Raw genomic sequence first — 12622 nt, 5'->3', positions numbered from 1 at the left:
TTGTCGCGATATCGTGGCGACCTTCTCCACTTCATTTGCAAGGACCTCTCCATGAAAACCGTTCTGATCACCGGCTGCTCGTCTGGCTACGGCCTCGAAACCGCGCGCCACTTTCTCGCCCAGGGCTGGCACGTGGTGGCCACCATGCGCACGCCGCGCTGGGACCTGCTGCCAGCCTCGGAGCGCCTGACCGTCCTGCCGCTGGACGTGACCGACCCGGCCAGCATCGCCAGCGCCCTGCAGGCCGCCGGCCCCATCGACGTGCTGGTGAACAACGCCGGCCTGGGCCTGTTCGGGGCCTTCGAGGCCACGCCCCTGGCCACGGTGCGCGAGATCTTCGAGGCCAACACCTTCGGCACCATGGCGATGACGCAGGCGGTGCTGCCGCAGTTCCGCGAACGCCGCGCCGGGCGGGTGGTCAACGTCACCTCCAGCGCCACGCTCGCGCCCATGCCGCTGGTGGCGGCCTACACCGCGAGCAAGACCGCCATCGAAGGCTTCACCGCCTCGCTTGCGCACGAGCTGCAGGCCTTCAACGTGCGCGTGAAACTGGTCGAGCCGGGTTACGCGCCCACCACGCGCTTCACCGAGAACGGCGCGCAGCGCATGCAGGGGCTGATCCCCGAGGCCTACGCGCCCTATGCGCAGAGTGTCTTCGCCACCCTGGGCTCGGCCTCGGCCTTCACGGTGGAGTCGGACGTGGCCGAGGCCGTGTGGCTGGCCGCGAACGACGCCTCACCCCGGCTGCATTACCCGGCGGGCGCGGACGCGGTGGCGCTGGCCCGGCAGGCCGCCTGACGCGCGCCCGGTGCGGCTCACTCCGCCTCGATGCCGGCGGCCTTGATGACGCGGCCCCACATGTCGGTCTCGCTGGCCTGGAACTTCACCAGCTCGGCGGGCGTGGTGGGAAACACCTCGCCGCCGCTGCCGGCGAAGAACTGGCGCACCGCCGGGCTTTCGATGGCCTTGTGCAGCAGCTCGTTGAGGCGTGCCACCACCGGCGCCGGGGTGCCGGCCGGTGCGTAGGCCGCGAACCAGTAGCCCATGTCGTAGCCCTTCACGCCCGCTTCGGCGATGGTGAGCACGTCGGGCAGCGACGCCATGCGCCTGGCCGAGGTGACGCCCAGCGCACGCACCTTGCCGGTGGTGATCTGCGGCATGCCGGTCGAGGCGTCGGTGAACATCATGGTGATCTGCCCGCCGAGCAGATCGGTGATGCCCATGGGGTTGCTGCGGTAGGGCACGTGCAGGATGTTGACGTTGGCCATCTGCTGGAACAGCTCGCCCGCCACGCGGCTGGACGAACTGCCGCTGCCGAAGGACAGCTTGCCCGGCGCCTGCTTCGCGGCGGCCAGCACGTCGGCCACGCTCTTGTAGGGCGCGTCCGCGCGCACGATCATGATCTGGCCGCCCTTGCCGATGCCGGTGATGGCGGCGAAGTCCTTCACCGGGTCGTAGGAGAGCTTCTTGTACAGGTGCTGGTTGGCCGCGTGCGTGGTGTTGGTGGTGATGAGCACGGTGTGGCCGTCCTTGGGCGCATTGGCCGCGGCCTGGGCCGCGATCATGCCGCTGGCGCCGGCCTTGTTGTCCACCACCACCGGCTGCCCGGTCTGCTCGCTGACCGATTGGCCCAGCGCGCGCGCCAGGATGTCGGTGGCGCTGCCGGCGGCGAAGGGCACGATGAAGGTGATGGGCTTGGTGGTGAGCGAAGCCTGGGCGAAGGCGGCCGGCAGGGCCAGCACCGAGGCGAGCGCGACCACGGCGTGGCGGCGGGTGAAGGGGCTGTTGTTCATGTCTGTCTCCTGGGGTGGATGGTGAAGGAAGAAGCGCCTCAGCCCGAGGGGCCGTGCAGTTGGGAAACCAGGTGGGCGGGAACCTCGAGTTCGAGCGCCAGCAGGTGGAAGGACAGGGCCTTGCCGTGGCTGTCCAGGTTCAGGGCGTCGTTGACACCGCCGTCGAGCACGTCGTCCAGCACGAAGTTCATCGCGTGCAGCTGGGGCAGCAGGTGGCGCACCACCTGGCTGGGCTGGCGGTGCCGGAAATGCGCGGCGACGCGCTCGGCGGTGATCTGCGCCACGATCAAGGGGTAAAGCGCCTCGCTCCAGGCGATCACGCTGATGTTGGACCGGTTGCCCTTGTCGCCGGTGCGGCCGTGGGCGGCGCGCCAGAGGGGCACGGTGAGGAAGGGCGTGCTCATGCGCCGTCTCCTTCGTCCAGCAGGCGAAAGCCGGTGGGCACCAGCGCGCGGTCCATGGGGCAGGAGGCGGTGCCCAGGGTGGGGCGCAGCGCGGTGCGCACGCCACCACCACCCGCCGGGCCGCAGGTGTAGAGCGCCGTCACCTCGCGCATCAGCCGCTGCGCCATGGCCTTGTCCGCGTGGCGCGTGGCCACGCGCAAGCGCACGTCGGTGGCCGAGCCGGGATCGGTGTGCTGCAGCCAGCGGCCCTGGTCGTCGGCCAGCACGCTGGCCACGCCGATCAGGTCGATGCGCAGCGGGCCCAGCCCGTTCAGGCGCTGGGTGAGCACCTCGGCGGCGAGCCTGGCGCGCTGCTCCGCGCGCACGCCGGCGTAGGAGATCTCGCCCTCGGCCAGCCAGCCGCTCTCGAAGCACACGTTCACCTTCAGCGTGTCGGGCCGCCCATGGCCGCGCACGCCGCTGAGCCGCACCCGGTCCCGGCCCACCTGCTCGACGCGGGCCTCGGTGATGTCGGCCACCACATCGGGCGTGAGGTAGGCGCGCGGGTCGTGCACCTCGTAGAGCAGCTGTTCCTTGACGGTGTGCCCGTCCACCCTGCCACCGGTGCCCTCGGGTTTGAAGACCGTGCAGCTGCCGTCCTGCGCGATCGCCGCAATGGGGTAGCCCACCCGCGCCAGATCCGGCACGTCCTTCACGCCGGGGTCGGCGTAATAACCGCCCGTGACCTGCGCGCCGCACTCCAGCAGGTGGCCGGCCATGGTGGCGCCCGCGATCCGGTCCCAATCGTCCAGGGCCCAGCCATGGTGGGCCAGCGCCGGTCCGAGCACCAGCGACGGGTCGGCGACGCGGCCGGTCACCACCACGTCGGCGCCCGCGCGCAGCGCATCGGCGATGGGCTGCGCGCCGATGTAGGCGTTGGCGCTGATGACGGCGCGGCCCGCCAGCTGCGCCGCCAGGTCGGCCGACATCAGCGTGTCCGCCACGCGGTGGGCCACGTCGTCGCCGTGCACCACCGCCACGCGGGGTTCGCGCAGGCCCAGGGAGCGCGCGATGGCCTGGATGCGCCGGCCCGCGCCGAGCGGGTTGGCCGCGCCGAAGTTGCTCACGATGGGAATGCGGTGCGCCAGGCAGCGCGCGAGCACGGGCCGCACCAGCTCGTCCAGCATGGGCTCGAAGCCACCGTCCGGGTCCTGCAGCCGCGCCAGTTGCGCCAGCGCCAGCGTGCGCTCGGCCAGGGTTTCGAAGATCAGGCAGGCCGGGCCGCCGGTCTGGATGAGCGCATCGACCACCGGTCCGGCGGCGTCGGTGCGGTCGCCAGAGAAGCCGGCGGCCGAGCCCACGTGAATCACCGTTGTGTTTGCCATGCCGCGCACTGTAGGCGCCGGGAACTCATGCTGTGAAACTCAAACTTCAGATATATTGATCTGAAATGCAGATCAATCTGTCCACCCGCGAACTGCGCGCCTTCGTGGCGCTGGCCGAGCAGCGCAACTTCACCCGCGCGGCCTCGCTGTGCCACCTGTCCCAGCCCGCGTTCTCCGCGCTCATCCAGTCGCTGGAAGCCAACCTGGGTGGCCGCCTGTTCGAGCGCACCACGCGCCACGTCGAGCTCACCGCCGAGGGCGAGGCCTTTCTGGACGCCGCGTTGCGACTGCTCAAGGACGCCGACACCGCCATCGAAGGGGTGCGCGACCACGTGGCGCGGCGCCGGGGCCGGGTGGCGATCGCCATCCTGCCCTCGCTCGCGGCCGGCTGGTTGCCGCCCCTGCTCGCGCGCTTCCACCAGGCCCACCCCGGCATCGAACTCGATGTGGCCGACGTGCTGTCCGACGAATGCCTGGAGCGGGTGCGCGCCGGCCGGGCGGACTTCGCCCTGGCCTCATCGCGCACCGACGCGGCCGAGCTGCACACCGAGCGCTTCTGCTCGGACGATTTCCATGTGGTGTTTCCCGAGGGCCACGCGCTCGCGGCCGGTGCGGGCGCGGTGCGCCTGGCCGAGCTGCATGCCTTCCCGATGGTGCAGCTGGCCCGTTCCAGCAGCGTGCGCCAGTACGTCGAGGCCGCGATCTACCCGCACCGCATGCGCACGGTGATGGAGCTGGAGCAGCTCAGCACCGTGGCCGGCATGGTGCGCGCGGGCCTGGGCATCACCATCGTGCCCTCGCTCACGCTGTTCCACTTCGAGCAGCCCGGGTTGGGCGCGCGCCAGATCAAGTCGGCCGGGCTGAAGCGGCAGGTGTTCCTGGTGCGCCGCGCGGACCGTGCGTTGTCCTCGGCGGCGCAGGGGCTTCACAGCCTGCTGATGAAGCACCGGCCGTCGTGAGGGCGAGCGCAGACAGGCCCCGCCACGGTGGAGGGGCGCGGTTTTCTCTCAATCGTGTCCGCGCTGTGGTTGCCGCTTCAACAGTCTGAATGCGGTACGAGCGGATTGGTCCTCAAACTTGGGGATTCCAATTCCGCAGTCGCCGCCCTAAGCTGCCCTCCATCATCTCGCTGCAAAACGAGATCATCAGAGGAGGTGCGCGATGGTTGTGGATCGCCGGTCATTGCTCGGGTCCCTGGTGGGTGGTTTGCTTGCCTCGACAGCGTCGCGCGCGTTGAGCTTCAAGCCACCGAGTTGCCAGGCGCACAAGTCTTCAGACAGACTGGTGGTGGACGTGCATTGCCATATTCTGAATGTGAGGGATGTCGACAGGGATGCGTTCGTCAAACGCAGAATTCTGGAGCTGGACGAAAACCGATCCATTGGCGCCTTGGTGGTCAGTGCATTTGCCCAACTGGGGTATGCCAGCGCTTACCTGAACACCCACACCATGGCCAGTGAACTTGAGTTCATCGCCAGAAACCAGAAGACCTGGCTCCGCCAACCCGAAGCCTTTTGTCTTCCAGGACCGACGGATCGCACCAAGGTGTTTGGCACCGAGTACGAGTTTTCTTCGCCGAGTGGAGGTGCCAAACCGTTGGCGGGAATGATGAATGGTCGGCTGGCCAACACGGTCCGGATGATGCATGAGTACCCAACGGTCGATCTGTTCACCCCATCCATGGTGGACTTCTACGAAGGTGCTGAAAACTGGTACTCGGAAAACGACACGATGTCGGTGGTCTACGAAAGAATCAGTCAGGCCACCTTCGGCAGGATCTTGCCCATGGTGTCCTTTCATCCGCAACGCCAGGCAGACCTGCAACATCGCGAGGAAAGACTGACGCCATTGGGCCTGGTGAAGAAGTCGATCAAGGACAGGAACTTTGTTGGCGTGAAGCTGCATCCCTCGGTGGGTTATGGGCCCGGTGGGAATGCCAAGCTGGCTTGTCCCAACTCGAAGCGGAACCGAAGCGTCCAGGTCGATCAATACCGCAAGCGGTACGGCGATCGTCTGGACAGGGCGCTGTGGGAGCTGTTCGAGTACTGCGCAGACAACGAGGTGCCCATCCTGACGCATGGAAGTCCTGGCATACCAGCCTATGCGGCGTGCATGAAGCCTGAAGGGGTGGCGCCCGAGGAGTGGCTATACGCCCCCTTGCAGTGGGCCGCCGTGCTGGAGCAGATGAAACGCCGGAATCCCGCCAAACCATTGCGCATCTGCCTGGGACATTTCGGCGGTGCATTTTCCAGTCACAGCTATTGGCATCCCTGGATGAACAACTTGCTTCAGGCCATGTCCGATCATCCTTCGCTCTATGCCGACCTCTCGATCCAGTCTGGTCTGTTCGACAGCGATTCGGGCCGCCGCAAGGCATTGCGGTCCCAGTTCACCAAGCTGTATGAGGACAACAAAGTGTTGTCGCAACAAAGCATTTACGGTTCCGATTGGCACATGGCCGAGGTAGCAACGATCGGGCCGGCGTACTTGACGGACTTGATGGAGCTGGTTCCGGCGTCCAGCCGGAACAGGGTGTTCGGCCTGAATGCCGCGGAGTTTCTGGGACTCCAGAAGGGGCGTGCGAACAGGGCGCGCATTCAAGACTACATGCGCTGGCTGGAAAAGAAAGGCCGCATGCCTGAGGGATACCAGCCCGCGTGGATGAGCAAAGTGGATGCCTTGACTTGAGTCTTCGCGTTGGCTTCGCCGTGCGGGTGAGGCGTTTGCTTTTTCAACCCAGCTCCGCCAGCCCCGGGTTGAACACCACTTCCCACAGGTGCCCGTCCGGGTCCTGGAAGTGGCCGGCGTAGCCGCCGTAGAAGGTCTCTTGCGCGGGCTTGACGATGCGCGCGCCGGCTTCGGTGGCCTGCCGCATCACGGCGTCCACTTCCTCGCGCGAGTCCACGTTGTGGCCCAGCGAGAGTTCCAGCGCGCTCGACGCCTGCGCGGTGGGCGAGAGCAGCGGCAGGCCGGTGTCGGCCGCCAGGCTGCGGCGCGGCCAGAGCGCGAGCTTCAGGCCGTTCTGCAGATTGAAGAAGGCCACGGCACCGTGCTCGAACTCGGTGCCGATGATGCCCTTGGTGGCCAGGCCCAGGCCATCGCGGTAGAAGGCCACTGCGCGCTCGAGGTTGTCCACGCCGAGGGTGATGACGCTGATGCCGGGCTTCATGGGCGGGGCTCCGTCAGCGGCGCAGCTTGTAGCCGGTGCGGAACACCCACCAGATGAAACCCAGGCACAGCGCCATGAACACCAGCGTCATGCCTGTGCTCACGGCGATGTGCACATCGGCCACCCCGTAGAAGGCCCAGCGGAAGCCGCTGATGAGGTAGACCACCGGGTTGACCAGCGAGACCGTCTGCCACAGCGGCGGCAGCATGCTGATGGAATAGAACGCGCCGCCCAGAAAGGTCAGCGGCGTCACCACCAGCAGCGGGATCACCTGCAACTTCTGGAAGTTGTCGGCCCACAGGCCGATGATGAACCCGAACAGGCTGAAGGTGACAGCGGTGAGCAGCAGGAAGCCGAGCATCCACACCGGGTGCGCGATGTGGTACGGCACGAACACGCGCGCCGTGAGCAGGATCAGCAGGCCCAGCATCACGGACTTGGTGGCCGCCGCGCCCACGTACCCCAGCAGCACCTCGATCCACGACACCGGCGCGGACAGCAATTCGTAGATGGTGCCCGACCACTTGGGCATGTAGATGCCGAACGAGGCGTTGGAGATGCTCTCGCTCAGCAGCGAGAGCATGACCAGGCCAGGGATGATGAAGGCGCCGTAGGTGACGCCGTCGATGTCGCCCATGCGCGAGCCGATGGCCGTGCCGAAGACGATGAAATACAGCGAGGTGGTGAGCACCGGCGCGAGGATGCTCTGCGTGATGGTGCGGAAGGTACGCGCCATCTCGAAGCGGTAGATGGCCTTGATGCCGTGGATGTTCAGGCTCATGCGCGGGCCTCCTGTTTCTTGTGGACGAGGCTCACGAAGATGTCTTCGAGCGAGCTTTCGCTGGACTGCAGGTCCTTGAAGTCGATGCCCTGCGCGTGCAGCGTGCGCAGCAGTTCGGCGATGCCGGTTTCGTCCTTCTGGGTGTCGAAGGTGTAGGTGAGCGTGTGGCCGGCGCCGGAGAGTTCGAGCGGCCAGCGCGCGAGCGCCTCGGGCACGCGCTCCAGCGGGTGCTGCAGCGTGAGCACCAACTGCTTCTTGCCGAGCTTGCGCATGAGCACGTCCTTGTCTTCCACCACGATGAGTTCGCCCTGGTTGATGACGCCGATGCGGTCGGCCATGTCCTCGGCTTCCTCGATGTAGTGCGTGGTCAGGATGATGGTGGTGCCACGGTCGCGCAGCTCGCGCACCATGCGCCACATGTCGTGCCGCAGCTCCACGTCCACGCCCGCGCTGGGCTCGTCGAGGAACAGGATCTTGGGCTCGTGCGACAGCGCCTTGGCGATCAGCACGCGCCGCTTCATGCCACCCGAGAGCGTGAGGATCTTGTTGTCCTTCTTGTCCCAGAGCGAGAGATCGCGCAGCACCTTCTCGATGTAGACCGGGTCGGGCGCCTTGCCGAACAGGCCCCGGCTGAAGCTCACCGTGGCCCAGACGGATTCGAAGGCGTCGGTGTGCAGTTCCTGCGGCACCAGGCCGATGGCGGCGCGCGCCGCGCGGTAGTCGCGCACGGTGTCGTGCCCATCGGCGATCACCACGCCTTCGCTCGCATTCGCGATGCCGCAGACGATGCTGATGAGCGTGGTCTTGCCCGCGCCGTTGGGGCCGAGCAGGGCGAAGATCTCGCCCCGGCGGATGTCGAGATCGACGCGCTTGAGTGCCTGGAAACCGCCCGCGTAGGTCTTGCTCACGCCGCGCACGGACACGATGGGGTCGGCGGTGTTCACCGCCTGGGAAGAAAGGGACATGGAGCCTCCTGAAGCGCCACACTCTAGCACTGTTTTTGTGTACAGTGGTCGTTCCATGCCGAACGTCCACATTCCGATTCAGGCCATCAAGGGCCGGGGCATCAGCCACCAGCAGCCGCACCGCTTCCTGCGCGACGAGCGCCAGGCGTTCGACGACGGCTGGGGCGCGCTGGACGAGGCCGCACTCGCGCGGGGCGAGGTGCCGCCCCCGGCCACCCAGGTGACCTGGGAAAACTGCAAGAGCGCGATCACCAGGAACGACTCACCCGACGTGGGCTTCATGCTCGGCCTCAACCCCTACCGGGGCTGCGAGCACGGCTGCGTGTACTGCTACGCGCGGCCCACGCACAGCTACCTCAACCTCTCGCCGGGCCTGGACTTCGAGACCAAGATCATCGCCAAGCGCAACCTCGCCGAGGTGCTGCGGCGCGAACTCGCCAGCCCGCGCCACGTGCCCGGCCTGCTGGCCATCGGCACCGTGACCGACGCCTACCAACCCATCGAACGCGAACTCAGGCTCACCCGGGCCGCGCTCGAGGTGCTGGCGCAGGCGAAACACCCACTGGCCATCGTCACCAAGGGCAGCGGCGTGGAGCGCGACATCGACATCCTCGCGCCCCTGGCCGCGCAAGGCCTGGCGGCGGTCTACGTGACCATCACCTCGCTCGACGGCAAGCTCGCCCGTGCGCTGGAGCCGCGCGCGGCCGCGCCGCACCGGCGCCTGCGCATCCTGCGCACGCTGGCCGACGCGGGCATTCCGGTGGGCGTGAGCGTGGCGCCGCAGATCCCCTTCATCACCGACGACATGGAGCAGGTGCTCGAAGCCGCGTGGGACGCCGGCGCGCGCCGCGCCTTCTACACCGTGCTGCGCCTGCCTTGGGAGCTGAGCCCGATGTTCCGCCAGTGGCTGGACCTGCACTACCCGGACCGCGCCCTGCGCGTGATGGCGCGCGTGCAGGAAATGCGCGGCGGCAAGGACTACGACGCGGACTTCGCGCAGCGCATGCGCGGCAGCGGCATCTGGGCCGACCTGATCCGCCAGCGCTTCGACAAGACCTGCGCGCGCCTGGGTTTCAACACCGAGCGCGAGCCGCTGGACACCTCGCAGTTCAAGCCGCAGGCGCTGCGGGCGCAGCAGGAACTGTTCTAGCGGGGCACGGCGCGCTTCGGCGCTTGAGGCGCTGAAGTGTTGTGGTCTTCCGACACCACAGCACCCTCTGCCGAGCTTCCCGCGGCGGGTGTCCATTCGCGCGTCGGTATGGGGCGATGAATTCGATCATCGAACTGCGGAGTTGGCGGAATGGGTTGCGGTTTTGGTGGGGTGATCACATTGGGGCCATTCGTCAATCCAGTGAAGTCCGACCTTGGATGAATCGTTGAGGGTGGCCGAGCATGCGTCGCCATCTCAACGAGAACATTCAGGAGGACTGCCATGACCCCATCGACCCCCCGGCGTGGGCTGACGATCCGAAGCGCGGCGATTCCCGAGGTGAACGGGGCTCCCTTGCTGGAGCCCCTGAAGCTCGAAGGCGAAGAGGGCATCAACGCGCTGTTCGAGTACCGGCTGGTGCTGCAGAGCCCGGAGGGCGGTGCTGGGAATCATCTCGACCTCAACCGCTTCATCGGCCGCGAGCTGACCTGCTGCCTCGAACTCGAAGGCCAGGGCAGCTTCGTGCCCGGGGTGCCCGGGGGCGCCGGCGTGAACCAGGGCGCAGGGGTGCGGGAGATCTCGGGCCTGATCACCGAAGCCCGGTACATCGGCGAGTCCGGGCGCCACGCCTTGGTGGAGTTCACCCTTCGGCCCTGGCTGCACCTGGCCACGCTGAGCACCGACTGCAAGGTCTTCCAGGACCAGAGCCCGGTGGAGATCATCGAGGCGGTGCTGGGGGAGTACCCGTTCGCGGCGGACAAGCGCCTGATCGAGCGCTACCCGCGGCGCGACTACACGGTGCAGTACAACGAGAGCGACTACGAATTCGTCAGCCGCCTGATGCAGGAATGGGGCATCAACCACCACTTCGAGCACAGCGCCGGGGTGCACCGGCTGATCTGGAGCGACCACAACGGCGCGTTCCAGGCGGTGCAGCCCGGGCAGGAGCCCGGAGCCAGCCCCTACCACCGCATCCCGTACCACCCGCTGGGCCACAAGATCGACCGGGAGTACATCCACGGCTTCAGCCCGGTGCAGCGCCTGACCAGCGGGCGCTACGCCAGCCGGGACTTCGACTACACGCGCCCCGGGGCGCTGCTCGAGGTCAACGCCCAGGGGCCCAGGCAGACCGGGCACGCGAACCAGGAGGTGTACCTGTGGCGGGGAGATCGAGCCGCCGCGCACGGCCAGCCCGGGATCACCGGCAGCGACCACAGCCAAGGTCGCACTCAAGATGCTTGAATGCGGCATGGCCCAAGGCCATGGGCAGGCCGCATTTGAACTGGGGGTGATGACCAACGGCGATAACAAAAGCGAAGGTGAAGATTACGGTCGAGCCTTGGAGGCGCTTCACAGCGCGGTCAAGTTTGGCAGTGCAAATGCGGCCGACTCCCTCTCGGTCAAGTTCAGCGCAGGTCAACCCATTGTGGGCAATGCGGTCGACAACATCCGCGCCGAACGTTACGGTGCGCTGGGCGATGCCCTCGCCCGCAACCCCGACCTGCGTTTCCCCAACCTCGACAAGGTGTTGCCCCTGCCTCCGGCCCAGCTGCCGCAGTGGGACGGCCATCCCCAGAGCCTGATCGATGCGGCCAAAGGCGTGCGCCTCGCGCCCCAGCCCTGGCGAGGGAGGGCCGCTCTCGCAGATCCCGCTCATCCTCTGCATCCCATCGCCGAGGAATTGCTCGTTCCTCCTCCCGAGATCGAATGAACGTGCGGGCGCGTGCGCTGGTCGGTTTTCAGCCCGGGAGCAACTCCGGCGCCGCCGCCAGATACTCCGTGGCGCGGCGCTTGGCGCGGATGTCGTCGTACACGCGCTGCGCCTGGGCCGGCGTCATCTTCAGCGCGACCGCGAGTTCTTCGGCCGAGCGGCCGTGTTCCAGCGCCCACAGCGCGATGTCCATCTGCGCGTACGGCAGCGCGAAGTAGAACTCGTCCTGGCCTTGCGGCAGGGTGTAGGTGTCGGTCGTGGGCACGGCGTTGCAGATCGCGTCGGGCAGGCCGAGGTGGCGCGCCATGGCGTAGACCTGGGTCTTGTAGAGGTGCGCGATGGGTTTGAGATCGGCCGAGCCGTCGCCGTTCTTCACGAAGAAGCCCTGGTCGTATTCCAGCCGGTTGGGCGTGCCCACCACGGCGTAGTTGAGCCGGTCGGCGTGGTAGTAGTCCATGGTCTTGCGCACGCGCTGCTTGAAGTTCGTGGCGGCCACGATTTGCAGGTACTCGCGCAGCGGCAGGCGCACGCTTTGCTGTTCACCGTCGGGCGATTGCACGACGAGTTTGAAGAAGTTGATGCCGCCTTCCACACCGCCGGCGATCACGATCTTGTTCTTCCAGCCTTCGCCGTACGCGGGCACCACGCGGCGGATGGCTTCGTCGCGCTGCTGGTAGCAGCCCAGGGCTTCGAGCGCGGGCGCGATGTCGTGCACCTGGTATTCGATGCCCAGGTGCTCGGCCAACTGGCGGCCGCGCTCGGTGCTGAAGCCGCTGGAGTCGCGCTCGGGCAGCAGCAGGCCGAACACCTTTTTGGCGCCCAGCGCGCGCACCGACAGCGCGGCGCACACCGAACTGTCGATGCCGCCGCTGATGGCCACCACCAGGCCGCGCCGGCGCAGCTTCTGCGTGAGCACCTGCGGAATCCATTGCGAGATGCGCTGGAGTTCGGCCTCGCAGTCCAGCGCCAGGGACTCGGGGCCCAGGGGCACGGCGCTCATCAGGCCGCCCCTTGCTGTTTGCGCTGCACGAAGGCCTCGATGGCGTTCAGCGAATCGAGGTTCTCCGGCACCATCTCGTCGTCGCCGATCTTGAAGCCGTAGGTCTCTTCCAGGTGCGCCACCAGCTCCAGGAAGCCTGTGGAGTCCAGCACCTGGTGCTCGAGGAAGGAGTCGTCGTCGCCGGGCGAGACGGCGCCTGCGCCGAGCAGGAAGTTCTCTTCGATGTAGCGCCGCACGTCGGCTTTGATGGTGCTCATGGATGGGGTTCCGTTGGGGGTTGCAAGG

The 12622-nt window shown here is 67.2% G+C and carries 14 protein-coding genes; 6 read left to right on the top strand and 8 right to left on the bottom strand.

What is annotated here, in order from left to right:
- Positions 1-51: 51 nt before the first annotated feature.
- The gene (locus tag ABSY19_RS07100; RefSeq protein WP_382160621.1) at positions 52-798 is read left to right on the top strand and encodes an SDR family oxidoreductase; all 747 of its coding nucleotides are present in this window, start codon (positions 52-54) and stop codon (positions 796-798) included.
- A 17-nt stretch (positions 799-815) separates the two neighbouring features.
- Here the strand turns inward: ABSY19_RS07100 and ABSY19_RS07095 are convergent, their stop codons facing one another.
- Genes ABSY19_RS07095 through ABSY19_RS07085 form a run of 3 tightly spaced genes read right to left on the bottom strand, consistent with a single transcriptional unit; the run spans position 816 to position 3561 of the window.
- The gene (locus tag ABSY19_RS07095; protein WP_382160618.1) at positions 816-1793 is read right to left on the bottom strand and encodes a Bug family tripartite tricarboxylate transporter substrate binding protein; all 978 of its coding nucleotides are present in this window, start codon (positions 1791-1793) and stop codon (positions 816-818) included.
- A gap of 38 nt (positions 1794-1831) precedes the next feature.
- Complete coding sequence (locus tag ABSY19_RS07090; protein WP_382160615.1) at positions 1832-2197, bottom strand: hypothetical protein; 366 nt, start codon at positions 2195-2197, stop codon at positions 1832-1834.
- Entirely contained in the window at positions 2194-3561 is a 1368-nt protein-coding gene (locus tag ABSY19_RS07085) for an acyclic terpene utilization AtuA family protein (RefSeq protein WP_382160612.1), read from the bottom strand. The genes ABSY19_RS07090 and ABSY19_RS07085 overlap by 4 nt, the downstream gene beginning before the upstream one ends.
- A 65-nt stretch (positions 3562-3626) precedes the next feature.
- On the opposite strand from ABSY19_RS07085, the gene ABSY19_RS07080 reads away from it, so the two are divergent.
- Entirely contained in the window at positions 3627-4520 is an 894-nt protein-coding gene (locus tag ABSY19_RS07080; RefSeq protein WP_382160609.1) for a LysR substrate-binding domain-containing protein, read from the top strand.
- Between the two features lie 202 nt (positions 4521-4722).
- The gene (locus ABSY19_RS07075; RefSeq protein ID WP_382160606.1) at positions 4723-6249 is read left to right on the top strand and encodes an amidohydrolase family protein; all 1527 of its coding nucleotides are present in this window, start codon (positions 4723-4725) and stop codon (positions 6247-6249) included.
- Positions 6250-6292: 43 nt separating this feature from the next.
- Here the strand turns inward: ABSY19_RS07075 and ABSY19_RS07070 are convergent, their stop codons facing one another.
- From ABSY19_RS07070 to ABSY19_RS07060, 3 genes are read right to left on the bottom strand one after another with little or no spacing between them, the layout of a single operon-like run.
- A complete protein-coding gene (locus ABSY19_RS07070) occupies positions 6293-6730 on the bottom strand; it encodes a VOC family protein (RefSeq protein ID WP_382160603.1) in 438 nt (145 codons plus the stop codon).
- 13 nt (positions 6731-6743) lie between these two features.
- Positions 6744-7505 (bottom strand): ABC transporter permease, encoded by a 762-nt coding sequence (locus ABSY19_RS07065; RefSeq protein WP_382163721.1) that lies wholly within the window; start codon positions 7503-7505, stop codon positions 6744-6746.
- Positions 7506-7507: 2 nt separating this feature from the next.
- Positions 7508-8476: an ABC transporter ATP-binding protein gene (locus ABSY19_RS07060; protein ID WP_382160600.1), complete on the bottom strand. Its 969-nt coding sequence runs from the start codon at positions 8474-8476 to the stop codon at positions 7508-7510.
- Positions 8477-8531: 55 nt separating this feature from the next.
- Between ABSY19_RS07060 and ABSY19_RS07055 the strand changes: the two genes are divergently transcribed.
- The 3 genes from ABSY19_RS07055 to ABSY19_RS07045 all read left to right on the top strand — a co-directional run bounded on the left by ABSY19_RS07055 (position 8532) and on the right by ABSY19_RS07045 (position 11337).
- Complete coding sequence (locus ABSY19_RS07055) at positions 8532-9626, top strand: PA0069 family radical SAM protein (protein ID WP_382160597.1); 1095 nt, start codon at positions 8532-8534, stop codon at positions 9624-9626.
- A 282-nt stretch (positions 9627-9908) separates the two neighbouring features.
- Complete coding sequence (locus ABSY19_RS07050; RefSeq protein ID WP_382160594.1) at positions 9909-10868, top strand: type VI secretion system Vgr family protein; 960 nt, start codon at positions 9909-9911, stop codon at positions 10866-10868.
- Between the two features lie 7 nt (positions 10869-10875).
- Positions 10876-11337, top strand: a complete 462-nt coding sequence (locus ABSY19_RS07045) for a DUF6396 domain-containing protein (protein WP_382160592.1) — start codon at positions 10876-10878, stop codon at positions 11335-11337.
- A 28-nt stretch (positions 11338-11365) separates the two neighbouring features.
- On the opposite strand, the gene nadE is transcribed toward ABSY19_RS07045, so the two are convergent.
- The gene (gene nadE / locus ABSY19_RS07040) at positions 11366-12337 is read right to left on the bottom strand and encodes an NAD(+) synthase (RefSeq protein ID WP_382160589.1); all 972 of its coding nucleotides are present in this window, start codon (positions 12335-12337) and stop codon (positions 11366-11368) included.
- Positions 12337-12594 (bottom strand): acyl carrier protein, encoded by a 258-nt coding sequence (locus ABSY19_RS07035; RefSeq protein WP_382160587.1) that lies wholly within the window; start codon positions 12592-12594, stop codon positions 12337-12339. Before ABSY19_RS07035 ends, nadE begins: the two co-directional genes overlap by 1 nt.
- Positions 12595-12622 lie beyond the last annotated feature (28 nt).

Source organism: Hydrogenophaga sp. ANAO-22, assembly GCF_042466645.1.
Classification (GTDB): domain Bacteria; phylum Pseudomonadota; class Gammaproteobacteria; order Burkholderiales; family Burkholderiaceae_C; genus Hydrogenophaga.
This window is presented reverse-complemented; position numbering and strand designations above follow the sequence as displayed.

What these genes read in the sequence shown, in the direction of transcription:
- ABSY19_RS07100 (WP_382160621.1), top strand. Translation starts at nt 52, where the DNA reads ATGAAAACCGTTCTGATCACCGGCTGCTCGTCTGGCTACGGCCTCGAA.
- ABSY19_RS07095 (WP_382160618.1), bottom strand. Translation starts at nt 1,793, where the DNA reads ATGAACAACAGCCCCTTCACCCGCCGCCACGCCGTGGTCGCGCTCGCC.
- ABSY19_RS07090 (WP_382160615.1), bottom strand. Translation starts at nt 2,197, where the DNA reads ATGAGCACGCCCTTCCTCACCGTGCCCCTCTGGCGCGCCGCCCACGGC.
- ABSY19_RS07085 (WP_382160612.1), bottom strand. Translation starts at nt 3,561, where the DNA reads ATGGCAAACACAACGGTGATTCACGTGGGCTCGGCCGCCGGCTTCTCT.
- ABSY19_RS07080 (WP_382160609.1), top strand. Translation starts at nt 3,627, where the DNA reads ATGCAGATCAATCTGTCCACCCGCGAACTGCGCGCCTTCGTGGCGCTG.
- ABSY19_RS07075 (WP_382160606.1), top strand. Translation starts at nt 4,723, where the DNA reads ATGGTTGTGGATCGCCGGTCATTGCTCGGGTCCCTGGTGGGTGGTTTG.
- ABSY19_RS07070 (WP_382160603.1), bottom strand. Translation starts at nt 6,730, where the DNA reads ATGAAGCCCGGCATCAGCGTCATCACCCTCGGCGTGGACAACCTCGAG.
- ABSY19_RS07060 (WP_382160600.1), bottom strand. Translation starts at nt 8,476, where the DNA reads ATGTCCCTTTCTTCCCAGGCGGTGAACACCGCCGACCCCATCGTGTCC.
- ABSY19_RS07055 (WP_382160597.1), top strand. Translation starts at nt 8,532, where the DNA reads ATGCCGAACGTCCACATTCCGATTCAGGCCATCAAGGGCCGGGGCATC.
- ABSY19_RS07050 (WP_382160594.1), top strand. Translation starts at nt 9,909, where the DNA reads ATGACCCCATCGACCCCCCGGCGTGGGCTGACGATCCGAAGCGCGGCG.
- ABSY19_RS07045 (WP_382160592.1), top strand. Translation starts at nt 10,876, where the DNA reads ATGGCCCAAGGCCATGGGCAGGCCGCATTTGAACTGGGGGTGATGACC.
- nadE (WP_382160589.1), bottom strand. Translation starts at nt 12,337, where the DNA reads ATGAGCGCCGTGCCCCTGGGCCCCGAGTCCCTGGCGCTGGACTGCGAG.
- ABSY19_RS07035 (WP_382160587.1), bottom strand. Translation starts at nt 12,594, where the DNA reads ATGAGCACCATCAAAGCCGACGTGCGGCGCTACATCGAAGAGAACTTC.